The 24,618-nt window shown below is 60.6% G+C and carries 21 protein-coding genes; 12 read left to right on the forward strand and 9 right to left on the reverse strand.

The window, feature by feature from the left end; genetic code table 11:
- Positions 1 to 466 precede the first annotated feature (466 nt).
- Positions 467 to 1,363, forward strand: a complete 897-nt coding sequence (locus FHT93_RS08530) for a hypothetical protein (RefSeq protein WP_113016536.1) — start codon at positions 467 to 469, stop codon at positions 1,361 to 1,363.
- On the opposite strand, the gene FHT93_RS08535 is transcribed toward FHT93_RS08530, so the two are convergent.
- Entirely contained in the window at positions 1,344 to 1,796 is a 453-nt protein-coding gene (locus tag FHT93_RS08535; protein ID WP_112972249.1) for a GatB/YqeY domain-containing protein, read from the reverse strand. The genes FHT93_RS08530 and FHT93_RS08535 overlap by 20 nt on opposite strands.
- A gap of 368 nt (positions 1,797 to 2,164) precedes the next feature.
- Between FHT93_RS08535 and carA the strand changes: the two genes are divergently transcribed.
- Both carA and FHT93_RS08545 read left to right on the forward strand, forming a co-directional pair.
- A complete protein-coding gene (carA, locus tag FHT93_RS08540) occupies positions 2,165 to 3,370 on the forward strand; it encodes a glutamine-hydrolyzing carbamoyl-phosphate synthase small subunit (protein WP_112543656.1) in 1,206 nt (401 codons plus the stop codon).
- A gap of 115 nt (positions 3,371 to 3,485) precedes the next feature.
- Positions 3,486 to 3,806 (forward strand): antibiotic biosynthesis monooxygenase, encoded by a 321-nt coding sequence (locus FHT93_RS08545; protein WP_112543616.1) that lies wholly within the window; start codon positions 3,486 to 3,488, stop codon positions 3,804 to 3,806.
- Positions 3,807 to 3,828: 22 nt separating this feature from the next.
- On the opposite strand, the gene FHT93_RS08550 is transcribed toward FHT93_RS08545, so the two are convergent.
- The 3 genes from FHT93_RS08550 to FHT93_RS08560 all read right to left on the reverse strand — a co-directional run bounded on the left by FHT93_RS08550 (position 3,829) and on the right by FHT93_RS08560 (position 7,660).
- On the reverse strand, positions 3,829 to 5,232 hold the full coding sequence (locus tag FHT93_RS08550; RefSeq protein WP_183847090.1) for an MATE family efflux transporter: 1,404 nt from the start codon (positions 5,230 to 5,232) through the stop codon (positions 3,829 to 3,831).
- A gap of 140 nt (positions 5,233 to 5,372) precedes the next feature.
- Entirely contained in the window at positions 5,373 to 6,620 is a 1,248-nt protein-coding gene (locus FHT93_RS08555) for a TCR/Tet family MFS transporter (protein ID WP_183847092.1), read from the reverse strand.
- Between the two features lie 134 nt (positions 6,621 to 6,754).
- Complete coding sequence (locus FHT93_RS08560; protein WP_183847094.1) at positions 6,755 to 7,660, reverse strand: LysR family transcriptional regulator; 906 nt, start codon at positions 7,658 to 7,660, stop codon at positions 6,755 to 6,757.
- A gap of 111 nt (positions 7,661 to 7,771) precedes the next feature.
- On the opposite strand from FHT93_RS08560, the gene FHT93_RS08565 reads away from it, so the two are divergent.
- Positions 7,772 to 8,764 carry an aldo/keto reductase gene (locus tag FHT93_RS08565; protein WP_112543612.1) on the forward strand — a complete coding sequence of 331 codons (993 nt, stop codon included), beginning with the start codon at positions 7,772 to 7,774 and terminating at the stop codon, positions 8,762 to 8,764.
- Positions 8,765 to 8,816: 52 nt separating this feature from the next.
- Here the strand turns inward: FHT93_RS08565 and FHT93_RS08570 are convergent, their stop codons facing one another.
- Complete coding sequence (locus tag FHT93_RS08570; protein WP_112543611.1) at positions 8,817 to 9,740, reverse strand: neutral zinc metallopeptidase; 924 nt, start codon at positions 9,738 to 9,740, stop codon at positions 8,817 to 8,819.
- An 84-nt stretch (positions 9,741 to 9,824) separates the two neighbouring features.
- Entirely contained in the window at positions 9,825 to 10,313 is a 489-nt protein-coding gene (locus tag FHT93_RS08575; protein ID WP_183847096.1) for a DUF2306 domain-containing protein, read from the reverse strand.
- 85 nt (positions 10,314 to 10,398) lie between these two features.
- Here FHT93_RS08575 and FHT93_RS08580 point away from each other — a divergent pair, with 85 nt between their 5' ends.
- The 4 genes from FHT93_RS08580 to FHT93_RS08595 all read left to right on the forward strand — a co-directional run bounded on the left by FHT93_RS08580 (position 10,399) and on the right by FHT93_RS08595 (position 17,245).
- Positions 10,399 to 11,169, forward strand: a complete 771-nt coding sequence (locus tag FHT93_RS08580) for a LytTR family DNA-binding domain-containing protein (protein WP_183847098.1) — start codon at positions 10,399 to 10,401, stop codon at positions 11,167 to 11,169.
- A 77-nt stretch (positions 11,170 to 11,246) separates the two neighbouring features.
- Entirely contained in the window at positions 11,247 to 12,275 is a 1,029-nt protein-coding gene (locus tag FHT93_RS08585; protein ID WP_183847100.1) for a zinc-dependent alcohol dehydrogenase family protein, read from the forward strand.
- A gap of 172 nt (positions 12,276 to 12,447) precedes the next feature.
- On the forward strand, positions 12,448 to 15,933 hold the full coding sequence (gene carB, locus FHT93_RS08590; RefSeq protein ID WP_183847102.1) for a carbamoyl-phosphate synthase large subunit: 3,486 nt from the start codon (positions 12,448 to 12,450) through the stop codon (positions 15,931 to 15,933).
- A 121-nt stretch (positions 15,934 to 16,054) separates the two neighbouring features.
- On the forward strand, positions 16,055 to 17,245 hold the full coding sequence (locus tag FHT93_RS08595) for a DUF2235 domain-containing protein (protein ID WP_183847104.1): 1,191 nt from the start codon (positions 16,055 to 16,057) through the stop codon (positions 17,243 to 17,245).
- A gap of 14 nt (positions 17,246 to 17,259) precedes the next feature.
- On the opposite strand, the gene FHT93_RS08600 is transcribed toward FHT93_RS08595, so the two are convergent.
- The gene (locus FHT93_RS08600) at positions 17,260 to 18,705 is read right to left on the reverse strand and encodes a UdgX family uracil-DNA binding protein (protein WP_183847583.1); all 1,446 of its coding nucleotides are present in this window, start codon (positions 18,703 to 18,705) and stop codon (positions 17,260 to 17,262) included.
- On the reverse strand, positions 18,705 to 19,937 hold the full coding sequence (locus tag FHT93_RS08605) for a putative DNA modification/repair radical SAM protein (protein ID WP_113147188.1): 1,233 nt from the start codon (positions 19,935 to 19,937) through the stop codon (positions 18,705 to 18,707). The genes FHT93_RS08600 and FHT93_RS08605 overlap by 1 nt, the downstream gene beginning before the upstream one ends.
- 249 nt (positions 19,938 to 20,186) lie before the next feature.
- On the opposite strand from FHT93_RS08605, the gene greA reads away from it, so the two are divergent.
- Together greA and FHT93_RS08615 are read left to right on the forward strand one after the other, a co-directional pair.
- Positions 20,187 to 20,663 carry a transcription elongation factor GreA gene (gene greA, locus FHT93_RS08610; RefSeq protein ID WP_112543605.1) on the forward strand — a complete coding sequence of 159 codons (477 nt, stop codon included), beginning with the start codon at positions 20,187 to 20,189 and terminating at the stop codon, positions 20,661 to 20,663.
- Between the two features lie 31 nt (positions 20,664 to 20,694).
- The gene (locus FHT93_RS08615; protein WP_183847106.1) at positions 20,695 to 21,744 is read left to right on the forward strand and encodes a glycosyltransferase family 4 protein; all 1,050 of its coding nucleotides are present in this window, start codon (positions 20,695 to 20,697) and stop codon (positions 21,742 to 21,744) included.
- 130 nt (positions 21,745 to 21,874) lie between these two features.
- Here the strand turns inward: FHT93_RS08615 and FHT93_RS08620 are convergent, their stop codons facing one another.
- Positions 21,875 to 22,342 (reverse strand): Lrp/AsnC family transcriptional regulator, encoded by a 468-nt coding sequence (locus FHT93_RS08620; protein WP_112543653.1) that lies wholly within the window; start codon positions 22,340 to 22,342, stop codon positions 21,875 to 21,877.
- Between the two features lie 229 nt (positions 22,343 to 22,571).
- Between FHT93_RS08620 and trxB the strand changes: the two genes are divergently transcribed.
- Both trxB and FHT93_RS08630 read left to right on the forward strand, forming a co-directional pair.
- Positions 22,572 to 23,546 carry a thioredoxin-disulfide reductase gene (gene trxB / locus FHT93_RS08625; protein ID WP_112972239.1) on the forward strand — a complete coding sequence of 325 codons (975 nt, stop codon included), beginning with the start codon at positions 22,572 to 22,574 and terminating at the stop codon, positions 23,544 to 23,546.
- A 22-nt stretch (positions 23,547 to 23,568) separates the two neighbouring features.
- Entirely contained in the window at positions 23,569 to 24,465 is an 897-nt protein-coding gene (locus FHT93_RS08630) for a LysR family transcriptional regulator VtlR (RefSeq protein WP_112543602.1), read from the forward strand.
- The last annotated feature ends 153 nt before the right edge of the window (positions 24,466 to 24,618 follow it).

The raw sequence follows: 24,618 nt of genomic DNA on the forward strand, positions 1-24,618 counted from the left end.
TCTTGCCGAAAGCTGGCACGGAAAAATAACACGCAGAAACAATAGGTTAAAAGAAAAATTGCGGGATTGCACAGGCTTTCTCGGCATGCGTGGCCCAACCACATTGTCGCGTCCGGAAAGGCCGAATCCGAGATTATTATATTTTTGTAATTTGAATAAGCCGGGGGCTGGCCATAAGTTCGATCTCAACAAAGCGATCCCCAAGCGAGGCACCATCCCTACCCCCGGCGCCGCCTCGCAAGGGTGCCTTTGCAAATACCCGCCGGCTTGGGTTTCGACCCTGCGTCGCTGACGGAAGCAAAGAGCAAGAAGGCAGGAGCGCCCCCAGCTCCTGCCTTCTTTATTTTGGGCTTATGCGCTGCAGCTTTTATTGAGCTTTACCTTACCAATTAACCCCTGAAATACAAAAGCATTGACACTTCCAATAGGCGTGGCAAATGAATGCGCGGAAATCCTGGACAGCGCTATGGCCTACACCGCAGAAAATCTTGCAGCCAACGATAATTTTCTTGCTGCAATTCTTCATTGTGCCAATGAAATGCTCGCGATTTATCGCGACAGCCCGCGTATTGCGTCGATATTCGCAGCACAGCAGCGCTGGCTGATGGCGCATACAGGTTTTGCTCTCTATTACGGCTATCCTGGTGATGAGAAGCGCGGCCTCTATTCCGGCCGCTTCATCGATTTCGTCATGCAGAACAAGATCGCCAGCCGCAACACGGCAGCCGCCTTCGTGCAGGAAATGCTGGCCTACCGTTTTCTGCGCCCCATTCCGGGCGATGACAAACGCACCCGCTTTCTTGAGCCGACGGAAACGGCGGAGCACCATTTTACCAAATGGCTGGTCGCCCACCTGATGATTCTGGATAGCCTGGATGGCGGCGGCCGCGCAGAAAATCTGACGGCCGATCCCACGTTGATCGCCCGCCTGCAGCCGCTCATCGCCAAGAAGATCATCGAAACCGAAGCTGTGCGCGATCCGGGCGCTACCTTCAATCTCTTCAACTGGGCCAATTCCGGCGGCCTCGTGATGGATTATCTGATATCGCGCCTGCCGGGCTTTCCGCGTTCTGCCGACCGCATCATCGTCGGTCCGGTATCGCTGCGCGAGATTCGCGACCAGTTCATGATTTCCAACACGCACCTGAAACGCCTGCTCACACAGGCCGCCGAGATGGGAAGCGTGGGCTGGACCGAGCCGCCGAGAAAGGGCGACTTCTGGCTCTCGCGCGGTTTCGTACTCGAATATTGGAACTATCAGGCGGCGAAATTTGCCATTATCGATTCTGCCGCCGAAGCCGTGCTTGGGCCTGCGGTCGAAGAACAACCGCAGGCAAGACGTCTTACTTCAAGAGCTCTTTGACCGTACCGGAAGCCTTGGCGAAATCCATCTGGCCCGCATAGCGCTCCTTCAGAGCAGCCATGATCTTGCCCATGTCCTTCGGCCCTTCAGCGCCGACTTCCTTGATGATGGCGGCGATATTGGCACGCACCTCATCGTCGGAAAGCTGCTTCGGCATGAAATCCTGGATAACGACAATTTCTGCGCGCTCCTTGGCTGCAAGCTCGGGACGGGCGTTCTCTTCGTAAATCTTCGCCGACTCATCGCGCTGCTTCACCATCTTGGCGAGGATCTGCAGCACTTCGTCATCGCCCGCCTCTTCCTTGCCGATGCCACGATTGGCGATGTCGCGATCCTTGATCGCGGCCTGGATGAGGCGGATGGTGCCGAGACGGTCCATCTGCTTCGCCTTCATGGCTTCCTTGAGCTGGGTGGCGAGTTGATCGCGCAGCATATCTTTACTCCTTCTGAAGCACCGGGCCGAAAAGTGTGAGAGAGCTTTTCCGATAGGCCGATGCTTGAACAAAAACTTCAAGCGGCGAATCCGTTTCCCGGCCCGCCGCTCTGGAATGGCGCTTTCATAAACCACGCTGATGTGTGGGATCAAATAAATTGCGAGAATCCCGGCAATATCGGCAGGAAAAGTGCCGCAATCTGCAGTACAAAGATTGACCTAGGCAGAGAGCGTGGCTATCTACCGCCACCTGCACCAAAATTCGTGATCAGGCGTCAAACGCGGCCAAAGCCGCGCGCCTGCACCTGCGAGATCAAATGGCCGGCTCGCGTTGCCAGAACGCCAAGCCCGCCGGAAACGGGATGAAGATGACCGCGACAGCACCCTGGACAACCGAAAAGCCGACCGCCCTGCTCGTTCTTGCCGACGGCACCGTCATCGAAGGCAAGGGTATCGGCGCAACCGGCAAGATCCAGGCGGAGGCAGTCTTCAATACGGCACTGACCGGCTACGAGGAAATCCTCACCGACCCCTCCTATCTCGGCCAGATCGTTACCTTCACCTTCCCGCATATCGGCAATATCGGCACCAATGACGAAGATATCGAAGACCTGACGCCGGCAGCACGCCATGGCGCGGTCGGCGTCATCTTCAAGGCCGATATCACCGAGCCTTCGAACTACCGCGCCGCCAAGCATCTCGATGCCTGGCTGAAAGCTCGCGGCATCATCGGCCTCTGCGGCATCGACACCCGCGCACTGACCGCCTGGATCCGCGAAAACGGCTCGCCGAACGCCGTCATTGCTCACGAGCCCTCCGGCAATTTCGACGTCGAAGCGCTGAAGGCGGAAGCCAAGGCCTGGAGCGGCCTCGAAGGCCTCGACCTCGCCAAGATCGCTTCGTCTGGCCAGTCTTCGCAGTGGTCGCAGACCCCTTGGGTCTGGAACGAGGGCTATGGCGAACTCGGCGCCGCCGACACGAAGTACCATGTCGTCTGCCTGGATTACGGCGTGAAGCGCAATATCCTGCGCCTCTTCGCCGGCCTCGACTGCAAGGTCACCGTCATGCCGGCAACGACGAGCGCAGAGGACGTGCTTGCCCTGCAGCCCGACGGCATCTTCCTGTCGAATGGCCCCGGCGATCCGGCAGCTACAGGCGAATATGCCGTTCCCGTCATCAAGGATCTGATCAAGACCGATATCCCCGTCTTCGGCATCTGCCTCGGCCACCAGATGCTGGGCCTTGCGCTCGGTGCCAAGACCGAGAAGATGCACCAGGGCCACCACGGCGCCAACCATCCGGTCAAGGATCACACGACCGGCAAGGTCGAGATCGTCTCCATGAACCACGGCTTTGCAGTCGACACGAAGTCGCTGCCCGAAGGTGTTGAAGAGACTCACGTATCGCTGTTCGACGGCACAAATTGCGGGTTGCGCGTCCTCGGCAAGTCGGTCTTCTCCGTCCAGCACCACCCGGAAGCCTCTCCCGGCCCGCAGGACAGCCACTACCTCTTCCGCCGCTTCGTGAACATGGTGCGCGAGAAGAAGGGCGAACCGGCACTCGCCGAACGCTGACATCAGATCAAGGCCCGCACAATGCGGGCCTTTTTCTTTGCCCGCGTATTGACCTCAACTTAACTTGAGGAATTACAGAACTGCCTTCAACACATCAGATGCAGGAGAAGACTGGATGAGCGGAGCTTTCTACAGGATAGACAAATTCGTCGTGCCGGCTGCGGCGCGCGAGGAGTTTCTCGTCAATGTGATGATGACCCATAAGGTGCTGGAGGCACAGGACGGCTTCATCAATCATACGGTGCTGGAACAGATTGCCGGTCCCGGCGAATTCAATTTCGTGACTGTTGCCGAATGGGAGAGCGCAGACGTCGTCGAACGCGTTCGGGCAGTCATTGCCGCAGCCCACAAGGCGGCCAATTTCGATCCTCAGGAAATGTTCGCGCGGCTCGGAATTCGCGCCGATATCGCCAGCTACAAACCGGTTGCGGCATGACAGCTGAGATATGACGGCCGGCTTAAGCCCCGGCCGTCGCGCCCTCGCGGCGTACGAGAATATAGAAGCGGGCGCAGAGCATGGCGGCAGCGGCCGCCAGCCCGACGAGAAAGCCATACCAGATTCCAAGCCCGCCGAAGCCGAGCGGGAAGGCAAAGGCCCAGGCGAGGAAAAAGCCGATCGGCCAATAGGCGATCAGCGCCATGACCATCGGCACGCGCGCATCCTTCAGTCCACGCAGCAGTCCGCTGGCGATTGCCTGCAGGCCATCGACGAACTGGAAGAGACCGGCAACGACGATCAGCGGGCCGGCATAAGCCAGCACCTCGGGTGCCTCCGGCAGACTGACATCAAGGAAGAGCCGCGCCAGAACCTGCGGTATGGCCGCAAAGATGATGCTGCCGATGATGGACGCAGCGGCGGCAATGATGAGCACTGTGATAGCCGCCCGCACCAGCCCGGCATGATCGCCCTGCCCGTGCGCAACGCCAACACGAACGGTTGCCGCCTGGCCGAGGCCGAGCGGGATCATGAAGGCCATCGAAGCCCATTGCAGGGCGATACCATGCGCGGCAAGTTCGATCGTACCGATACGGCCCATCAGCAGCGAGGCTGCCGTGAAGAGGCTGACTTCGGCCAGGATGGTGATGCTGATCGGCAGACCGAGGCGAACGACCTCGAAGAAGGCATGCCAGTCCGGCTTCCAGAAGCGCACGAAGATCTCATAGCGGCGCGTCTCGTCCCTGCCCTGCACATAGGAGAGGATGAAGAGGAAGCCCGCCGTCTGCACCACGACGGACACGATTGCGGCCCCCTCCAGCCCCATGACCGGAAAGCCGAAATGGCCGAGCACGAGGATATAGGCGCCGATCGCATTCAGCACCAGCATGGCAATGGTGACATTGAGGATGACGCCGGCCTTGCCGATGGCGCTGACGAGCGCACGCATGACGTTGTAGAGCAGCCCCGGCAACACGCTGAGCTGGCCGATGATGATATAGCCATGGGCAAGCTTCGCCACTTCAGGCTCCTGCCCGAAATAGCGCAGGATTCTCTCGGAGTTATAGAAGGCAGGCTGCATCAGCAGCCAGTAGCAGATGACGACCCAGATGCCCATGCGCAGCGACCGGCGCACGGTCACGACATCGCCGCGGCCATAGGCCTGGGCCACCATCGGAATAACGGCAATCGCAAAGCCCGAACCGAAAATCAGGATCGTGAACAGGAACTGCGCAGAAAGCACCATGGCGGCAAGATGCTCGGCTCCGAGCTGACCGACGATCATTACGTCGGTCATGCCGATGCCGAACTGCGCGAGCTGGGCGCCGATCAGCGGCACGCCGAGCATCAGCGTGGCGCGAAAATGCGCAGACCAACGGTTGTCCTTTGCAGGCGCGACGGCGCGCACATCGATTGGCGTGTCCATGACACTGTTCCTGAGATTGAATTATTGAGAGCCGCAGTGCGGCAAAATATCACGCTGGCTTAAAGCAAGGCGGCGCAAAGAACTACCCCAAAACAAGCAGATGCTGAAAAATTCATCACAGCTTCATTGTTTTTGATGGATCATTCCGCCGCGTTGAAGGCTTGTACCGGCGCTTTCGCTATCCTCACACGCGTCAGAAATACAACCGTCCCAACCATGATGAAGAAAGCGGCCAGCAGATAAGGCGCACCGGCAAAGGTGATCGGCGCATCCGGCTTGGTGAAATAGCCGAACATCTGCGTGAAGATCAGCGGGCCGATGATCGTCGTGATGCTGCTGATACTCGTGAGCGCACCCTGCAACTCGCCTTGCGCCGACGGCGGCACCTTGCCGGCGGCTATGCTGCGCAGCGGCGGATCGGCGACATTCTCCATGACGGTCAATACGATCACGGTGTAGACGACCCAGCCCGCCCAGGCGAAAGCGTAGCCTGAAAGCGCCACCATCGAGAAACAAAGGCCGAGGACCGCCGTCTTCCATTCGCCGAGAACGGGCACGACACGCGGCAGGACAAGCCCCATGACGACAGCCGCACCGATGCCGTAGATGCCGAGCGACAGGCCGATCTGCCCTTCGCTCCAGCCATAGCGGAAGGTCGAGACGAAGGGCCAGACCGAGGGATAGACGGCATGGGCGAGGAAGAACAGGAACATCACGAGGCAAACCCAGCCGATCCCGGGATAGTGCCGCATCTGCCGCAAAGCGCCGAGCGGGTTTGCGCGCTTCCACTCGAAGGTACGGCGGTTCTTCGCTTCGAGCGTTTCCGGCAGCAGGAAACAGGCGGCAACGAAATTGACGAAGGAAAGCGCGGCCGCACCATAGAATGGCACGCGCGGCCCGAACTCGCCGAGGAAACCGCCGATGACGGGACCGACAGTGAAACCGACACCGAAGGCGATACCGATCAGGCCGAAATTCTTGGCGCGGTTCTCTTCATTGCTGATGTCGGCAATATAGGCCGAGCAGGTGGCAAAGCTGCCGCCGCTGATGCCGGCGAGCACACGGCCGACGAAGAGCATCCAGTAACTGGTGGCGATGGCGCAGATGAAATTGTCGAACGCGAAGGTCAGCACCGAGAGCAGCAGGATCGGCCGTCGCCCGAAACGGTCGCTCAGGTTTCCGAGCAGCGGCGCAAACAGGAACTGCATCAGCGAATAGATCAGCATCAGCCAGCCGCCGTCGACGGCTGCATCGCTGACCGTGCCGCCCGTCAGTTCCTCCAGATAGACAGGCAGGACCGGCATGATGATCGCGATGCCGATAACATCCAGAAAGAGAATGATGAAGACCAGGAAAAGGCCGCGGCGAACGAATTTCGGATCAAGCATAAGACATCTCTACAGCCGATATTTTCTGGAAAGACGATCTCGTCGCCGAATATATGACATAGCCGATTGAATTGAGCGAAACAATCCGTGAACATTTCAATGTTTTTGATGGAGAAGCCGCCAAAACAGATCATTCACGCGCTTTTTCGCTGCTCCACCCGCACGAAGTCCACAAAGGCCCGCAATGGCGCGGGCATGTGGCGGCGGCTCGGATAATAGAGAAACGGGCCGGAAAATTCGCTGTCCCACTCACTCAGGATCCGCACCAGCCGGCCTTCCGCAATCCCCGGCGCGAGCAGTTCTTCAAAGGTGCGGATGACACCAAGACCTGCAAGCGCGGCCTCGATTTCCATCTCCACTGCATTGGCGATGACGGGACCGGACGGCGCGATCACGAGCGTTTCGTCACCCCTTTCGAATTCCCAGGCAAGCGAAGCGCCGCTGATGAAGCGATGGCGAATGCAGCTATGTTCCAGCAGATCCCGTGGATGCTGCGGTGTGCCCCGCCTTTCCAGGTAAGCGGGAGCGGCCGCCGTGACGTAGCGCTGCCGGCGCGGACCGATCGGCACGGCAATCATGTCCCGTTCCAGCCGCTCGTCATAGCGAATGCCGGCATCGAAGCCGGCGGCCAGCACGTCGATGAATGTATCTTCGCCAATGATTTCCAGGGTGATCTGTGGGTAGAGCGTCAGAAACCGGGCGGCGAGTTCCGCCATGAAAAGTTTGACGACAATGCTCGGCACGTTGAGCCTGAGCGTGCCCGCCGGACTATCGCGAAAACTGTCGAGCTGACCGAGCGCGGCGGCCACTTCCGAAAGCGCCGGAGAGAGCTTCTCAAGCAATCGCTGGCCGGCTGCCGTCGGCGTGACGGAACGCGTCGTGCGATTGAGAAGCCTGACGCCGAGCCGCTCTTCGAGACGTCGCAGAGAATCGCTCAGCGACGATGCGGAAACCCCGCGCTTGCGGGCTGCGGAGCGGAAGCTGCGCTCTCTTGCAATCGCGGCAAAGGCATCCAGATCACTGAGGGGAAGATCATCCATTGTGCATTTTTCCGTACGGCCCGTTCGATACCATCCGGATTATCGCACAAACATGGCTGCTATAAAACGGCATCCGAAGACGCCATCGGGGCGTCGCTGAAGGAGAAGAAGATGCAGACCTATCGTTTGGGAAAAACCGGTCCTGATGTTTCGGCCATCGGTCTCGGCTGCATGGGCATGTCGGGCATGTACGGCCCGTCCGACCGTGCCGAAAGCATAGCAACCATCCACGCAGCACTCGATGCCGGCGTCAATCTGCTCGACACAGGCGATTTCTATGGCATGGGCCATAATGAAATGCTGATTGGGGAAGCGCTCAAGGGCCGCAAGCGCGAAGAGGCCGTCATCAGCGTCAAGTTCGGCGCCTTGCGCGATCCCTCCAGCGGCTGGAATGGCTACGACGCCCGCCCGATCGCCGTGAAGAACTTCCTTGCATATACGCTGCAGCGCCTCGGCGTCGACTATATCGATATCTACCGCCCTGCCCGCCTCGATCCTAACGTGCCGATCGAGGACACGGTGGGTGCCATCTCCGATCTCATCAAGGCCGGCTACGTCCGCCATGTCGGCCTCTCCGAAGTCGGCGCCGATACGATCCGCCGGGCTGCGGCCGTCGCACCGATTGCCGACCTGCAGATCGAATATTCGCTGATCTCCCGCGGCATCGAGGATGAGATCCTGCCTGCTACCCGCGAGCTCGGCATCTCCATCACCGCTTATGGCGTGCTCTCGCGCGGCCTCATCAGCGGCCACTGGCAGAAAGGCCAGCAGGGTGCAGGTGACTTCCGCGCCGTCAGCCCGCGCTTCCAGGAAGGCAATATCGATGAAAATCTCGCTCTGGTCGAGGAGCTGAGAAAGATCGCCACCCTCAAGGGCGCCTCAGTTGCGCAGGTGGCAATCGCCTGGGTGGCGGCGCAGGGCAAGGATATCGTGCCTCTAGTCGGCGCCCGCCGCCGAGACCGGCTGACGGAAGCACTCGGTTCGCGTGCCGTCGAGCTCACCAAGGATGATCTCTCTGCCATCGAACGCGCCGTACCAAAGGGGGCTGCCAAGGGCGCCCGCTATCCGGAAGCCCAGCTCAAGCATATGGACAGCGAAAAGTAAGCTGCCCGGCGTACCGGCACCCCGCCTGCAGGCAGGGTGCCGGATATTCCGCTCAAATCGGGTTGGAGAAAGTATCGCAGGCCGAAAGCTGCCCGCTGTCGAAGCCCCGCTTGAACCAGCGCACGCGCTGCGCCGACGTGCCGTGGTTGAAGCTCTCCGGCACGACATAGCCCTGCGAACGCTTCTGCAGCGTATCGTCGCCGATCTGCTGCGCAGCGTTCAAGGCCTCTTCGAGATCGCCGGCATCGAGAATGCCCTTCTGCTGTGTGAACTTGCCCCAGATGCCGGCAAAGCAATCCGCCTGCAGCTCGACGCGGACCGACATCTTGTTCGCATCCGCCTCGCTCATGCTCTGGCGTGCCTGATTGAATTTCGGCAGGATGCCGAGCAGGTTCTGCACATGATGGCCGACCTCGTGGGCGATCACATAGGCCTCCGCAAAATCGCCTGAAGCGCCGAACTGATCGGAAAGCTGCTGGAAGAAGGCAGTGTCCAGATAGACTTTATGATCGCCGGGGCAATAGAACGGACCGGTCGCAGCCGATGCGAAACCACAGGCCGATTGCGTCTGGCCGGAGAAGAGAACAAGCCGCGGCTCTTCGTAATCCTTGCCCTGCGACTGGAAGATGCCATGCCATGTATCTTCGGTTTCGGCGAGAACCGTGCGCACGAAGGCGGTCATCTCGTCATTGGCAGGCGCCTGCGGAGACGATTGGCTTTGCTCGTAACCGGGACCTCCGACCGAACCGCCGCCATCCATCACCTGCATCAGGTCGATACCCATCGCCTTGAAGATCAGGTAGATGACGACGAGAAAGATGATCGTGCCGATGCTGAGCCCGCCACCGCGACGGCCAACCCCGCCGCCCGACGGAAAACTGAAACCGCCACCGCGGCCAAAGGGATTGCCGCCACCGGACGGATCGCTGCGGCGATCCTCGATATTGTCGGATTGACGCCGGCCTTTCCATTCCATCTTCGATCTCCCCGGCTATGCATTGAAGCATGCTCTTAGGAGTCAGTTATATATCCGGTGCGAGAACGAATTCCAGCCGCCTCCTTACGCCGCCCGGCTGCGGCGCGGCGCGAACCGGATGGCACCGACGACCGCAACGGCGACCAGCACGAGCACCGCTACCGCCATCCAGCTGTCGCCGGAAAAGGCGACGGCATTCATCAACCGGCCCGGCAGCAGAGTGGCAAGGCCGGCAACGACGATGCCGCCGAAATACATGCCCGATACGACCCGGCGATGCGTACGGATATCGTGCCGCCGTGCAGCCAGAATAGCCCGCCAGCTTCCAGCAAGCACCGCGATGGAAAGAAGGTGGATCGGGCTGAAGCCATGGAACAGATTGATCCTGTGGATGAAGAAGCTCGAGAGCGCCGTGATGACCATCAGCGCCATCCAGACCTTGCCGAGCAGCCGGTGCCTTGGCGTGCCCTTCGGCCGGGCCAGCAGATAGGCGCCAAGGATTGCTGCCGGCACGACGGCAAGGACGTGGATCTGAATGGCAAGGGGCGCATTGAACAGTGGCTCGAGGGTCATGGTCGGCTCCGGTTGAAATCGCCCCCTGTTTCCGGCATGACTGCGTTCCTCTCAACAAAGATGGCGTAAACGACGAGGAAACTTCGTGGATCACCCGTCCTTGCAATCCACGCTTCGCGAATTGCAGGTTTTCTGGCGCTCTCCGCGCTTCTGGGGAACCTTCCTCGCCGTCGTTTTGATCTTCGCGGTGACCGGCCCCTACGGCACGATGGAAAGCATGCCGGCCGGCAAGCGCTTCGCCTATTGGCTGATCCTGCACGCTGCCGCATGGTCGATCGCCATCCTGTTTTCGGTGTTTGCCGATGCTCTGCTGCGCAAGGTGCTGGACGGTATGTTCTGGCGCATGATGATCGGCTCGCTGGTCGCAGCCTTGCCGATCGGCTTTGCGATCGGTCTCGTCGACTACATTTTCAGCGGCGATCCGGTCCTGCTGGAAAGCAGCCTCTACAGGGCCTTCTTCGCGCTGCCGCTCTGCGCCCTCTTCTGCTTCCTGACCTATCTCACCATGCATCGCCAGATCGAACAGGCAAAGGCGGAAATATCCTCATCAACCTCGATCCTCGATCGGTTGAAGCCGCAGAATCGCGGCGCCCTGCTGCGTCTATCCGTGCAGGATCACTATACCGAGGTCGTTACCAGCCGCGGTCGCGAGCTGGTGCTGCTGCGTTTTTCCGACGCGCTGCGCGAGATCAGCGGGACACCAGGCCTCCAGGTGCATAGGTCACATTGGGTGGCCGACGCCCATGTTGAAGCCCTGAAACGCGATAACGGCAAGATCCTGATCCTCACGCGCGACGGCACGCAGATTCCCGTCAGCCGGAGTTTTGCCGAGGAAGCCCGCCGGCGCTTCGGCTGAAGAAATGCCGGCAACTGCTTGACGCGACTCCTGCTTTCCCGCTTCCTGATGATGAGGAGACCTTGAGGAGAATGCCGATGAAAGCCGTGCGCCTGGAAGCGACCGGAAAGCTGTTCCTGCGCGAGGTCGAAAAGCCCGTTCCCGGACCGGGTGACCTGCTGGTGCGCGTCGAAGCCTGCGGCATCTGCGGCACCGATCGCCATCTTTTCCTCGGCGAGTTCCCCTCCCATCCACCGGTGACCCTTGGCCACGAATTCGCCGGCATCATCGAAGCGGTCGGCTCCGAGGTCAGCGGTTTCCGCCCCGGTATGCGCGTTACGGGTGATCCCAATATCGCCTGCGGTCGCTGCGAAGAATGCCACAACGGCCGGGTCAATCTCTGCCGGAACCTACAGGCGATCGGCATCCACAAAGACGGCGGTTTTGCCGACTATGTCATCCTGCCGCAGAAACAGGCCTTCGCCCTGCCGCCTGGCCTCGATCCGCTGCACGGCGCCTTTTGCGAGCCGCTCGCCTGCTGCCTCCACGGCCTCGATCTCGCAAATATAAGGACCGGCGCTTCCGTCATCGTGCTCGGCGGCGGTGTAATCGGCCTTCTCACCCTCCAGCTTGCCCGGCTTGCCGGCGCGACGCATGTTCTCCTCGTCACCCGAAATTCAGATAAACGGACGCTCGCTGAAACACTTGGCGCAACGGCCACCTTCGATCCATCGTGGAAGGATCCAATCAGCGGCATTACCGGCGAAGGCGGATTGCTGCCAGGCGGTGCCGACGTCGTCTTCGAATGCGCTGGCGTGCCGGAAACCATGATGCAGGCGCCGAAGCTCGCAAGGCGTGGCGGCACGGCCCTCATCCTCGGCGTCATGCCGCAAGGCGCAAAGATCGAGGTCGAGCCCTTCGATCTGCTGTTCCGCGAGGTGAGCCTCGTCACTTCCTTCCTCAACCCTTTCACACACGGGCGTGCGGCCGATCTTATCGCGTCGGGCGCAATCAGGGTCGAGCAGCTGATTTCGCGTCGGATCACGCTGGAACAGGCGCCCGAAGCGATCGCCAATCCGGCGCTCGGCGGCGAGATTCGCGCGCTCGTCGTGCCCGGTCAGCAATAGGCTTCCAAAGGGCGGTCCGGATTCCTGTCGATTCCTTGATTTATGGGGTTCCGTTTGCAAAAACATTTGCCTATAAGCCGCTTCTAGCCTGAAAAGACCCTCAATGCGCGACCCGACCCGGTGACCTCCCACCCTGGCCGGCTTTTTGCGCAGCTAGAAATGGATATCGCCCATGCCGAAGCGCCAAGACATCAAATCGATCCTCATCATCGGCGCAGGACCGATCGTGATTGGCCAGGCTTGCGAATTCGACTATTCCGGCACCCAGGCCTGCAAGGCGCTGAAGGAGGAAGGCTACCGCGTCATCCTCGTCAACTCCAACCCGGCCACGATCATGACCGACCCGGGTCTCGCCGACGCCACCTATGTCGAGCCGATCACCCCTGAAGTCGTCGCCAAGATCATCGCCAAGGAGCGCCCCGACGCACTGCTGCCGACCATGGGCGGCCAGACGGCGCTGAACACCGCGCTCTCGCTGAAGCGCATGGGCGTGCTCGACCGCTATAATGTCGAGATGATCGGCGCCAAGCCCGCCGCCATCGACATGGCCGAGGACCGCGCGCTGTTCCGCGAGGCGATGGCCCGCATCGGCCTTGAAACGCCGCGCTCGATGCTGGCAAACGCCACCGACATCAAGGACGCCGACCGCAAGACCCATGAAGCCGAGCGCACCAAGCTGCGCGAAAGCCTCTCCGGCGCCGAGCTCGACAAGGCGCTCGACGAACTGGAAAACCAGTGGAACCTCGGCGAGAGCGACCGCAAGCAGCGCTACATGAGCCATGCGATGGCGATTGCCGCCCAGGCGATCGACCATGTCGGCCTGCCGGCCATCATCCGCCCGTCCTTCACCCTCGGCGGCACTGGCGGCGGCATTGCCTATAACCGCTCTGAATTCTTCGAAATCGTCGGCAGCGGCCTCGATGCTTCGCCGACCACCGAAGTGCTGGTCGAAGAATCCGTCCTCGGCTGGAAGGAATATGAGATGGAGGTCGTCCGCGACAAGGCGGACAACTGCATCATCATCTGCTCGATCGAGAACATCGACCCGATGGGCGTCCACACCGGCGATTCGATCACCGTCGCCCCGGCGCTGACGCTGACGGACAAGGAATACCAGATCATGCGCAACGCTTCGATTGCGGTGCTGCGCGAGATCGGCGTCGAGACCGGCGGCTCGAACGTGCAGTTCGCCGTCAATCCGAAGGACGGCCGCCTCGTCGTTATCGAAATGAACCCGCGCGTATCGCGCTCCTCGGCGCTCGCCTCCAAGGCTACTGGGTTCCCGATTGCCAAGATCGCCGCCAAGCTCGCCATCGGCTATACGCTCGACGAACTCGAAAACGACATTACCGGCGGCGCGACCCCTGCCTCGTTCGAACCGTCGATCGACTATGTCGTCACCAAGATCCCGCGTTTCGCCTTCGAGAAATTCCCCGGCGCTTCCCCGGTTCTGACCACAGCCATGAAGTCGGTCGGCGAAGTCATGGCGATCGGCCGTACCTTTGCAGAATCGCTGCAGAAGGCGCTGCGCGGCCTCGAAACCGGTCTGACCGGCCTCGATGAAATCGAGATCCCCGATGCCGAAGAAGGCGAATCCAGCCTGAACGCCATCCGCGCCGCGATCGGTACGCCGACGCCGGATCGCCTGCGCATGGTCGCCCAGGCGCTGCGCATGGGTCTGACCATCGAGGAGGTGCACGAAGGCTGCAAAATCGACCCATGGTTCATCGCCCAGCTGAAGAATATCGTCGACATGGAAGCCCGCATCCGTGAACACGGCCTGCCAACCGACGAAACCAACCTTCGTATGCTGAAGGCCATGGGCTTCTCCGATGCCCGCCTCGCCACGCTGACCGGCAAGCGCCCGAAGGAAGTGGCAGAGCTGCGCAACTCGCTGAACGTCCGCCCGGTCTTCAAGCGCATCGACACCTGCGCTGCCGAATTCGCCTCGCCGACCGCCTACATGTACTCGACCTACGAGACGCCCTTTGTCGGCGCTGCGCGCTCCGAGGCGCTGGTCTCCGACCGCAAGAAGGTCGTCATCCTCGGCGGCGGTCCGAACCGTATCGGCCAGGGCATCGAATTCGACTATTGCTGCTGCCATGCCGCCTTCGCGCTGAAGGATGCCGGCTATGAAGCGATCATGATCAACTGCAACCCGGAAACGGTTTCGACCGACTACGACACCTCCGATCGCCTCTATTTCGAACCGCTGACGGCCGAAGATGTGATCGAAATCCTGCGTGCCGAGCAGGAAAAGGGCGAAGTCGTCGGCGTCATCGTCCAGTTCGGCGGCCAGACCCCGCTGAAACTCGCCGAAGCACTCGAAAAGAACGGCATCCCGATCCTCGGCACCGCGCCCGACATGATCGACCTTGCCGAAGACCGCGACCGCTTCCAGAAGCTTCTGATGAAGCTCGACCTCAACCAGCCAAACAACGGCATCGCCTATTCCGTTGAACAGGCTCGCCTGGTCGCTGCCGAAATCGGCTTCCCGCTGGTCGTTCGCCCCTCTTACGTGCTCGGCGGCCGCGCCATGCAGATCATCCATGCCGAGAGCCAGCTGCAGAGCTACCTGCTCGATACGGTTCCGGAACTGGTGCCTGAGGATATCAAGGCACGCTACCCGAACGACAAGACCGGCCAGATCAACACGCTGCTCGGCAAGAACCCGCTCCTCTTCGACAGCTACCTGACGAACGCCATCGAAGTCGACGTCGATTGCCTCTCCGACGGCACCGACGTTTATGTCGCCGGCATCATGGAACATATCGAAGAAGCCGGGATCCACTCCGGCGATAGCGCCTGCTCGCTGCCGCCACGCACATTGTCTCGCGAGATGCTCGACGAGCTGGAGCGCCAGGCCAGGGCCATGGCGAAGGCGCTGAACGTCGGCGGCCTGATGAACGTGCAGTTCGCCATCAAGGACGACACCGTCTACGTACTCGAAGTCAACCCGCGCGCCTCCCGTACCGTGCCCTTCGTCGCCAAGACCATCGGCGCGCCGATCGCCAAGATCGCCGCCCGCGTTATGGCCGGCGAGAAGCTCGATGCGACCTTCGCCGCCTATGGCGAGAAGCCGGATCCCCGCGCGCTGAAGCACATTGCCGTCAAGGAAGCCGTCTTCCCCTTCGCCCGCTTCCCGGGCGTCGATACGCTGCTCGGCCCGGAAATGCGTTCAACCGGCGAAGTCATCGGCCTCGACAGCGATTTTGCGCTGGCCTTTGCCAAGTCGCAGCTCGGCGCCGGCGTCGAACTGCCGCGTGAAGGCACGGTCTTCGTATCCGTGCGCGATGCCGACAAGCCGCGCGTTCTCCCCGCGATCCGCATCCTTGTTGAACAAGGCTTCAAGGTGCTGGCAACCGGCGGCACAGCCCGTTTCCTCGGCGAAAACGGCATCGAGGCGACGAAGATCAACAAGGTTCTGGAAGGCCGCCCCCATATCGAGGACGCCATCCGCAACCGTCAGGTCCAGCTCGTCATCAACACGACCGACGGCAACAAGGCGATCTCGGATTCGAAGTCGCTCCGCCGCGCCACGCTGATGCAGAAGGTGCCCTACTACACGACGATGGCCGGCGCCGAAGCCGCCGCCCAGGCGATCAAGGCGCTTAAGGCTGGAAATCTCGAAGTCCGCCCGCTGCAGAGCTACTTCTGATCCCGCGAAGAGGCATGGCCTCTTCGCCTTTATCCTGGCGTCGCAGTAAAAACTGCGACCCAAAATTGCAGAGGCGAAAACTTGATGTTAGCCTGCTCCCGAGCTGTATCGGGGGAGCAGCATGTCGAAGAACATCGTCATCCTGTTCGACGGCACGTCGAACGAGATATCCGCAGACCGCACCAACATTCTCCGGCTGTTCGGAACGCTGAAGCGCTCCGACGAACAGATCGTCTATTACGACCCCGGCGTCGGCACGCTTGGCGCGGCAGATGCCTGGTTGCCCCTCTACCGCAAGTCCATTGAGGTCTGGGGCCTTGCCACCGGATGGGGTCTCGATGAGAACGTCAAAGGTGCCTACCGTTTCCTCGTCGAAAATTACGATGCCGGCATGCCCGATGATCACGGCGGCCATCCCGACAGGGACCGCATCTATATTTTCGGCTTCAGCCGCGGCGCCTATACGGCCCGGGTTCTCGCAGGTTTCATCCACGCCTTCGGGCTCTGCAGCAGATATCACCTGAACCTGCTCGACTACGCTTACAGAACCTATAAGGGCATTCCCGAACAGGAACAGCACGCAGATGGCGGAGATCCGTCATCTGCCTTCAAGAGCATGCGGCTCTATGAGCGCATGCTGCGCAACGACCGCCCGCCGATCAAGCTGCTCGGTCTGTTCGATACCGTTGCCTCGGTCATCGAAAAGGGCAAAGGGCGAATCCAGTTCAAGACGCACCCTTTCACCAGAAAGAACCCCAGTGTCGAATATGTGCGTCACGCCATGGCAATCGACGAACGACGAACGATGTTCCAGCCGGAATTGTGGACGCCGGATCAGGATTATCGCGGCAATCCTTTCAAGCCCGCGACCGCAAAGCAGGACTTCAAGGAGGTCTGGTTTGCCGGTGTCCATGGCGATATCGGGGGCGGTTATCCGGAGGCTGAAAGTGCTCAGATCAAGATACCGCTCGATTGGATGATCCGTGAAACCGGGCTTGCAGGCCTGCTTTACGTTTCGCGCACGGTCAACAATATCGTCCTTGGCAGGAGCGACAACAGCTATGTCGAACTCAACGCCGCCGCACCGCTGCACGACTCGATGACTGCGGGCTGGAAACTGCTCGAATATATTCCGCGGCGAGTCCCTGAAAACTCCTGGCGCAAACGCGGCAACAGAGGAGGAATTTATCTGCCCCTCGAGGACCGGCGTTTCATCCCCGATCGCGCAAACCTGCATGAATCCGTGAGAGTGCGCATGGTGACCGGATACAATCCGTCCAACATGCCGAAGGATCCGGTCTTCGTTCCCTGAATCGAATTCTACGCTCAGTGAGCCAGAGCCTTGATCTGATTCATGTCTTGCCGGAAACGGGCAAGCTCGTGCGCCTTCCTGTCCTCGTCCGGAAGCCGCAACAAGTAGGAAGGATGCACCGTCACGAAAAGCAGCCGTCCTTCCTCCATCGCAATCGGCCGACCGCGCACGTCTTCCAGTTTCTGCTTGTCGCCGGTCAGCGAGTAAAAGGCGGTTGCGCCCATCGCCACGATCAGCTTCGGCTTGACGAGATCGAGTTCCAGCTTCAGCCACCAGCGGCAATGCTGCACCTCGCCAAGATTGGGCTTCTGATGAATCCGCCGCTTGCCACGCGGCTCATATTTGAAATGCTTGACGGCATTGGTGACGTAAAGCCGTGACCGATCGATACCGGCCTGCGCAATGGCCTCGTCGAAGACCTTGCCCGCCGGTCCGACGAAGGGTCGGCCGGCAAGATCCTCCTGATCGCCCGGTTGCTCGCCGACGAACATGATGTCTGCATCGGCAGGACCTTCGCCGAAGACGGTCTGCGTCGCCCTGGCATGCAGCGGGCAGCGATTGCAGACCGCAGCTTCGTCGCGAAGTGCCTCCAGCGTCCCGGCCGGCGCCATTTCCGGCATCGGCAGACGAGCCGCCGCTTCCTGAATTCGGTTGTGATAGGGGAGCGGCATCGTCGCTTCGCGCTCCGCCATGGCGAGTACCTTTGCTTCCGCATCGGCAATAAGGCCGGGAATGAGATCGGCCTCCGGCAGGTTCTTCCAGTATTTTTTCGGCATCTCCGCCTGCATGGCCTTCACCTTCAGCCGCGCCGGATTGAAGATGCTGGCATAATAGATGCGCCAGAGATCGTCGGTCGCGTCGCTGATATCAGGCTTTTCGCAAGGCGCATCGCTCGTCGTCAGCCGCTCGCCATCCCAGGCGGCCGATCCCTTTGGCGTTGCGATCAGCCAGTCCATGTCGGTGAAGCGGCGCTGGAAGAACGGAGCCGTGCGCGCGACGATGTAGTGATCGGGCTCGAACCAGGCGATGAATTTACGCCGCCCGCCGGCAGCGGCCGCCACCTCCTTGAAGCGGACGAAGGCCGTCATCTTGTGGGCGTCGCGATGCACGCTCTTCTGCATCAGCCGGGCGCGCGACACCTCTTCATCGGATGCCAGCTCCAGCAGGTTCCGGTTTTCCTGTGTTCGCCAGAGCAGGCTGTAAAGCAGTGAGAAGCGCCTGGCATCGCTATGGCAGATCACCGCCTCGGCCAAAGCCATGAAGGCCGGCGGTACGCTCATCGTCCTGGCATCGACGGGAGGATCAGGCGGCAAGGCATCACGCTGGAAGGCAAACCCCGGTTCGCTGCTTCTTTCATGCCAGTCGATTTCATCAGGCAGAATTCCAGCTGCGGCAAAGGCGCGAGCTGCCTTGCGCCACTCCTCGAAATTCCCCCTGCCCTCCAGAACGACACGGCGCATCATAGCAGCGACAATTGTTCGGGTTGCGGTTCGAACATGGCGCGCAGGTCCGGTCGATCGGCCAGGCGACGCGGCGTCCAGCCCTCGGCAGTGATGAAGGCCTGCACCTTGCGAAGGGAGACACCAAGCCGCGGCAGATCCTCGAGCCGCAACCGGCGCTGCCGCCTCTCCGTCAGGATCGCCTTCACCGTTTTGGTGCCGAGCCCCGGTACGCGCAGGAGCTTCTCGCGATCGGCGCGATTGATATCGACAGGGAAGTCCTCGCGATGGCCGAGGGCCCAGGCAAGCTTGGGATCGAGATTGAGATCCAGCATGCCGCCCTGCTGTGTCGAGGTGATCTCGTCGATGCCGAAACCATAGAAGCGATAGAGCCAGTCCGCCTGATAGAGCCGGTGCTCTCGCATCAGCGGCGGCTTGATGAGCGGCAGGTTCTTCGAACTGTCGGGGATCGGGCTGAAGGCGGAATAATAGACGCGTTTGAGACCGTAGCTGCTGTAAAGCTGACCGCTGGTCGACAGGATCGTCGCATCATTGGCGCCGTCAGCGCCGACGATCATCTGGGTACTCTGCCCGGCCGGCACGAAGCGCTTGCGCCGCTTGGTCTGCAGCGTCGGCTCTCCCGCCGCCTCGATCTTCAGCCTCAGATCGCCCATCGAGCGGCGGATGCTGGCGGGCTTCTTCTCCGGCGCAAAACGGCTGATGCCGCTATCGGTCGGCAGCTCGATATTGAGCGACAGGCGATCGGCATAAAGCCCCGCCTCCTCGATCAGATGTGGAGACGCCTCCGGAATGGATTTCAGGTGGATGTAGCCGCGAAAATGATGCGTGACGCGCAGTTCGCGCACGATGCGTACCATCTCCTCCATCGTATGGTCGGAAGAGCGGATAATGCCCGAGGAGAGGAACAGGCCTTCGATATAGTTGCGCCGATAGAATTCCAGCGTCAGCCAGACGACCTCTTCCGGCGTGAAACGGGCGCGCTCGACATTGCTGGACGAGCGGTTGATGCAATAGGCGCAATCGTAGATGCAGAAATTGGTAAGCAGGATTTTGAGCAACGAAATGCAGCGCCCATCCGGCGCATAGGCATGGCAGATGCCGGCGCCTTCGGTTGAGCCGAGCCCGCCGGAGGCAGCCGAATCCCGTTTGACCGTGCCGCTGGAGGCGCAGGATGCATCATATTTGGCGGCGTCGGAGAGGATCGCCAACCGTTCTCTAAGCGATTTCTTCATCATCTTGTTCACTAAATGTTCACGGTGGCGAAATCAAGACGAAGAAATGAGCTTCCCTGCAAGTTCCCTTCAAAAGCAGGCACTTCTGCTGATGATAAAAAGCGCCGATACGAATTTTATGGAAATTGCGCGTGCCGATCTGCTATAAGCAATGAACTAGGTTTGTAACACGGTTCCGAAGTCCCCTTCGGGACCTGTTTTCTTTTGTGTCTGCGCGAACTGCGGATGCGGGGAGAGAAGGACGAAAAAATGGTTGATAAGGTACCGATGACACAGGGTGGTTTCGTCAAGCTGCAGGAAGAACTGCGCTGGCGTCAGCAGGAGGAGCGCCCGCGAATCATCGAGGCAATTGCGGAAGCGCGCGCCCATGGCGACCTTTCGGAAAATGCCGAGTACCATGCGGCCAAGGAAGCACAGAGCCATAATGAAGGCCGCATCACCGAGCTCGAAGACCTGACGGCGCGCGCCGAAGTCATCGACCTCTCCAAGATGTCGGGCGACAAGATCAAGTTCGGCGCCAGGGTGAAGCTCGTCGACGAGGACACCGAGGAAGAAAAGACCTACCAGATCGTCGGCGATCAGGAAGCCGACGTGAAGCAGGGTCGCATCTCCATCTCCTCCCCGATCGCCCGCGCGCTGATCGGCAAGGAAGTCGGCGACTCCATTGAAGTCAATGCGCCGGGCGGCTCGAAGGCCTACGAAATCCTTTCCGTTTCCTGGGGCTGATCGCCCTCGCCTTTCTTCGCACGAGCAGCCAGTGCCGGACATCAGTGACGTCGAGATCATCGCGCCCAACCTGAAACGCCGGCTCTCCGGCGTCACGTCCACGATCGTTCAGCTCATCCCCTGCCAGATCCGGTTGGGGATCAAGATCGCCGCTCTCGGCCCTGGTCTTCCGCCGGAACTTCCGCGGTTGAAATGGCCGCAACTTGCCGGCCTCTGGCGCCCGCCTGCCGGGCGCCGGCAGCGCGTCTGGCATGCGCGCCGCAACAACGAAATGGCCGTCGGCATCCTCATGCGCCACGTCCTGCGCATGCCGCTGAAGCTCGTCTTCACCTCCGCCGCCCAGCGCCGCCACACCTCCTATACCCGCTGGCTGATCCGCCGGATGGATGCCGTCATCGCCACCAGCAGCCGCTCCGGCTCCTTCCTCAAGGTGCCGCATGTGATCATCCAGCATGGCGTCGATCTGACGCTTTTCCATCCGCCCGAAGGGGCTGACGATACGATCGCCGCCAGCGGTCTGCCCGGCCGCTATCTCGTCGGCTGTTTCGGCCGCGTGCGCCATCAGAAGGGCACCGATCTTTTCGTCCAGGCGATGATTGCGCTGCTGCCGCAGCACCCGGACTGGACGGCCGTCATTTCCGGCCGCGTCACGCCGGAGCATACGGCATTTGCCGACAAGCTGAAGGCCGATATCGCCGCAGCCGGTCTGACCGACCGCATCGTCTTCATCGGCGAAGTGCCTGATATCAAGGTCTGGTATCGCCGCCTGAGCCTCTATGTCGCCCCATCCCGCAACGAAGGTTTCGGGCTGACGCCACTGGAGGCCATGGCTTCGAATACGCCGGTCGTGGCATCCGACGCCGGCGCTTACGCCGAAATGGTCGTACCGGGCGAAAACGGCGTCATCGTGCCGCCCGGCGACGGCGACGCACTGACGGCGGCCATCGCCACCTATCTTGCCGATCCTGCGCTGACTTCAGCTCAAGGCGAAACGGCGCTCCGGCATGTGCGTGAAAACTTCGCGCTGGAAAAGGAAGCAACGGCCATCAACCGGATTTACCGGCAGCTTCTCGGCGCTTAAGCCGATCCCAGGTGACGGACAAATCAGGAAGGCGGAGAGACGGAGATGTCGACCGCAAATAGAAACGACACGTGAAAACAAGAGCCTGAAGCGTGGCAAGCGGATCTGAAAGATCGCGACACGCTTTGGATTATAGCTCGACGAGCCCGAGCTTCTTCACCTGTCGGATCGTCAGCATGGTGCGAACAGTATCGACATGCTCGTTGGCCGTCAGCACTTCGATGACGAAATCCTGGAAACGGGTGAGGTTCTGGGCCACGCAATGCAGCAGGAAATCGCTGTCACCGGAAACCATCCACGCCTGGCGCACCAGCGGCCACTCGGCGGTGGCGGCAGCGAAGGCCTTCAGATTGGCTTCGGACTGGTGCTTGAGGCCGACCATGCAGAACGCGACGAGATCGAGCCCGAGCCTCGGGCTGTTCAACATCGCGTGATAGCCTTCGATGACGCCCGCTTCTTCGAGTTTACGCACCCGACGCAGGCAGGGCGGCGCTGAAATTCCCACCCTGTCGGCAAGTTCCACATTGGTCATGCGGCCGTCGGCCTGCAGTTCCCGCAATATCTTTATGTCGATAACGTCAAGTTCAGCGCGAACCACGCTCAGGCCTTTCTTTAATTCCCCGTGGGCAGCTTCTATATAAAGCGACGGAATACGCAAGAAAGTTTCAGGCCGATGACGGAATCTTGCACGGCGCCTGCATTTGCCTTGTTGGTAATGCAAGGCTGCCCTTGAATAAAAGCATTGGTCGTTCATAAATGGCGCAGGGATCGCGAAACGGCCTTATTCGCCTCTTAGCCGCCGCATCCTGCTATCGAAAGGAAATTCCATGTCTGCCCGCCATACCAAGGTGCTCATTATCGGTTCCGGACCTGCCGGTTATACGGCAGCGGTCTATGCCGCGCGCGCCATGCTGAAACCGGTTTTGATCGCCGGTCTGGAACAGGGCGGCCAGCTCATGATCACCACGGATGTCGAGAACTATCCGGGCTTTGCAGATCCCATCCAGGGTCCCTGGCTGATGGACCAGATGCTGCAGCAGGCTCAGCATGTCGGCGCCGAAATCGTCAACGACCTGGTGACCGAAGTCGACCTCAACCAGCGCCCCTTCGTTGCCCGCACCGATAGCGGCCAGGTCTGGACTGCCGATACGCTCGTTATCGCGACCGGCGCCAAGGCCAAGTGGCTCGGCATCGAGAGCGAGCAGCATTTCCAGGGCTTCGGCGTGTCTGCCTGCGCCACCTGCGACGGCTTCTTCTATCGCAACAAGGATGTGATCGTGGTCGGTGGCGGCAACAGCGCCGTCGAAGAGGCACTTTATCTCTCGAACATCGCGAAGTCAGTCACTGTCGTGCACCGCCGCGACAGCTTCCGCGCAGAAAAAATCCTGCAGGAGCGTCTCTTCTCCAAGGAGAACGTCAAGGTTCTCTGGAATACCGAGGTCGCCGAGATCACGGGCACGCCGGCAAAGCCCCCCATGCCGCCGTCCGTATCCGGTGCTCGCCTGCGCGATACCCGCACCGGCACTATTACCGATGTCGCCGTTGACGGTGTCTTCGTGGCAATCGGTCACGCGCCCGCAACGGAACTTTTCAAGGGCAAGCTGAAGCTGAAGGACAATGGCTACCTCTGGACCGCACCGGATTCGACTGCGACCAGCCTGGAGGGTGTCTATGCCGCAGGCGACGTGACGGACGACACCTTCCGCCAGGCAATCACCGCCGCAGGCTTGGGATGCATGGCCGCCCTCGAGGCAGAACGTTATCTGACGGGCCATATGCCCGTTGCCGTAGCAGCGGAGTAATAGTGGCATGAGGGGTGGGGGAATGCCATTGGACTGGGACAAGCTGCGTATTTTCCACGCAGCTGCCGAAGCCGGATCGTTTACGCATGCGGCCGACAAACTGCATCTGTCCCAGTCGGCCATCAGCCGTCAAGTAAGTGCGCTCGAGCAGGACGTGGGCACCAAGCTCTTCCATCGCCACGCGCGCGGCCTGATCCTCACAGAACAGGGCGAGCTGCTTTACCGCACCGCCCACGACGTGCTGCTCAAGCTCGAAACCGTCAAGATGCAGCTGACCGAGACGACGGAAACGCCGTCCGGCAAGCTGCGCGTCACGACGACAGTCGGCCTCGGCCAGGGCTGGCTGACCGACAAGATCCAGGAATTCCTGCAGCTCTATCCCGACGTCCAGATCCAGCTCATCCTCGACAACGAGGAAGTGGACGTGAACATGCGCCATGCCGATTGCGCCATCCGCCTTCGCCAGCCGCAGCAATCGGACCTGATCCAGCGCAAGCTTTTCACCGTGCATATGCACGTCTACGCCGCCCCCTCCTACATCAATCGTCACGGCGAGCCGCAGACGATCGAAGATCTCGACAACCACCGCATCATCACGTTCGGCGAGCCGGCGCCAAACTACCTGCTCGACGTGAACTGGCTGGAAATCGCCGGCCGCTCGTCGGACAACAAGCGCATCCCGCATCTGCAGATCAACAGCCAGACCTCGATCAAGCGGGCCTGCCTGCTCGGTATCGGCATCGCCTGCCTGCCCGATTATATCGTCGGCCGCGACCCTGGCCTGATCCAGCTGGCGATCAATGCCGACGTCCCCTCTTTCGACACCTATTTCTGCTATCCGGACGAGATAAAGAACGCCGCCAAGCTGAAAGCCTTCCGCGATTTCATCGTCAGCAAGGCCCGCAACTGGAACTTTTGATTTCCACTTTTGTGGAATGAATCTCAAATCATGCAACCCACGCATGACTGACATGCACAAAAAAGGGTTGTTGTTTGCTCATTAAAGCACCATATCGCACATAGCTGATGCACACGGTGGCTTTTCCTCCCAGTTCCACCGCATTAGCTGTTC

The organism is Rhizobium sp. BK379, assembly GCF_014193955.1.
Lineage (GTDB): Bacteria > Pseudomonadota > Alphaproteobacteria > Rhizobiales > Rhizobiaceae > Rhizobium.

Coding starts and splice junctions, on each gene's coding strand:
- FHT93_RS08600 (WP_183847583.1), bottom strand. CDS start 18,705: ATGCGCCGTGTCGTTCTGGAGGGCAGGGGGAATTTCGAGGAGTGGCGC.
- FHT93_RS08570 (WP_112543611.1), bottom strand. CDS start 9,740: ATGGAATGGAAAGGCCGGCGTCAATCCGACAATATCGAGGATCGCCGC.
- FHT93_RS08560 (WP_183847094.1), bottom strand. CDS start 7,660: ATGGATGATCTTCCCCTCAGTGATCTGGATGCCTTTGCCGCGATTGCA.
- greA (WP_112543605.1), top strand. CDS start 20,187: ATGGTTGATAAGGTACCGATGACACAGGGTGGTTTCGTCAAGCTGCAG.
- FHT93_RS08555 (WP_183847092.1), bottom strand. CDS start 6,620: ATGCTTGATCCGAAATTCGTTCGCCGCGGCCTTTTCCTGGTCTTCATC.
- carB (WP_183847102.1), top strand. CDS start 12,448: ATGCCGAAGCGCCAAGACATCAAATCGATCCTCATCATCGGCGCAGGA.
- FHT93_RS08565 (WP_112543612.1), top strand. CDS start 7,772: ATGCAGACCTATCGTTTGGGAAAAACCGGTCCTGATGTTTCGGCCATC.
- FHT93_RS08550 (WP_183847090.1), bottom strand. CDS start 5,232: ATGGACACGCCAATCGATGTGCGCGCCGTCGCGCCTGCAAAGGACAAC.
- carA (WP_112543656.1), top strand. CDS start 2,165: ATGACCGCGACAGCACCCTGGACAACCGAAAAGCCGACCGCCCTGCTC.
- trxB (WP_112972239.1), top strand. CDS start 22,572: ATGTCTGCCCGCCATACCAAGGTGCTCATTATCGGTTCCGGACCTGCC.
- FHT93_RS08605 (WP_113147188.1), bottom strand. CDS start 19,937: ATGAAGAAATCGCTTAGAGAACGGTTGGCGATCCTCTCCGACGCCGCC.
- FHT93_RS08585 (WP_183847100.1), top strand. CDS start 11,247: ATGAAAGCCGTGCGCCTGGAAGCGACCGGAAAGCTGTTCCTGCGCGAG.
- FHT93_RS08535 (WP_112972249.1), bottom strand. CDS start 1,796: ATGCTGCGCGATCAACTCGCCACCCAGCTCAAGGAAGCCATGAAGGCG.
- FHT93_RS08575 (WP_183847096.1), bottom strand. CDS start 10,313: ATGACCCTCGAGCCACTGTTCAATGCGCCCCTTGCCATTCAGATCCAC.
- FHT93_RS08530 (WP_113016536.1), top strand. CDS start 467: ATGGCCTACACCGCAGAAAATCTTGCAGCCAACGATAATTTTCTTGCT.
- FHT93_RS08595 (WP_183847104.1), top strand. CDS start 16,055: ATGTCGAAGAACATCGTCATCCTGTTCGACGGCACGTCGAACGAGATA.
- FHT93_RS08630 (WP_112543602.1), top strand. CDS start 23,569: ATGCCATTGGACTGGGACAAGCTGCGTATTTTCCACGCAGCTGCCGAA.
- FHT93_RS08545 (WP_112543616.1), top strand. CDS start 3,486: ATGAGCGGAGCTTTCTACAGGATAGACAAATTCGTCGTGCCGGCTGCG.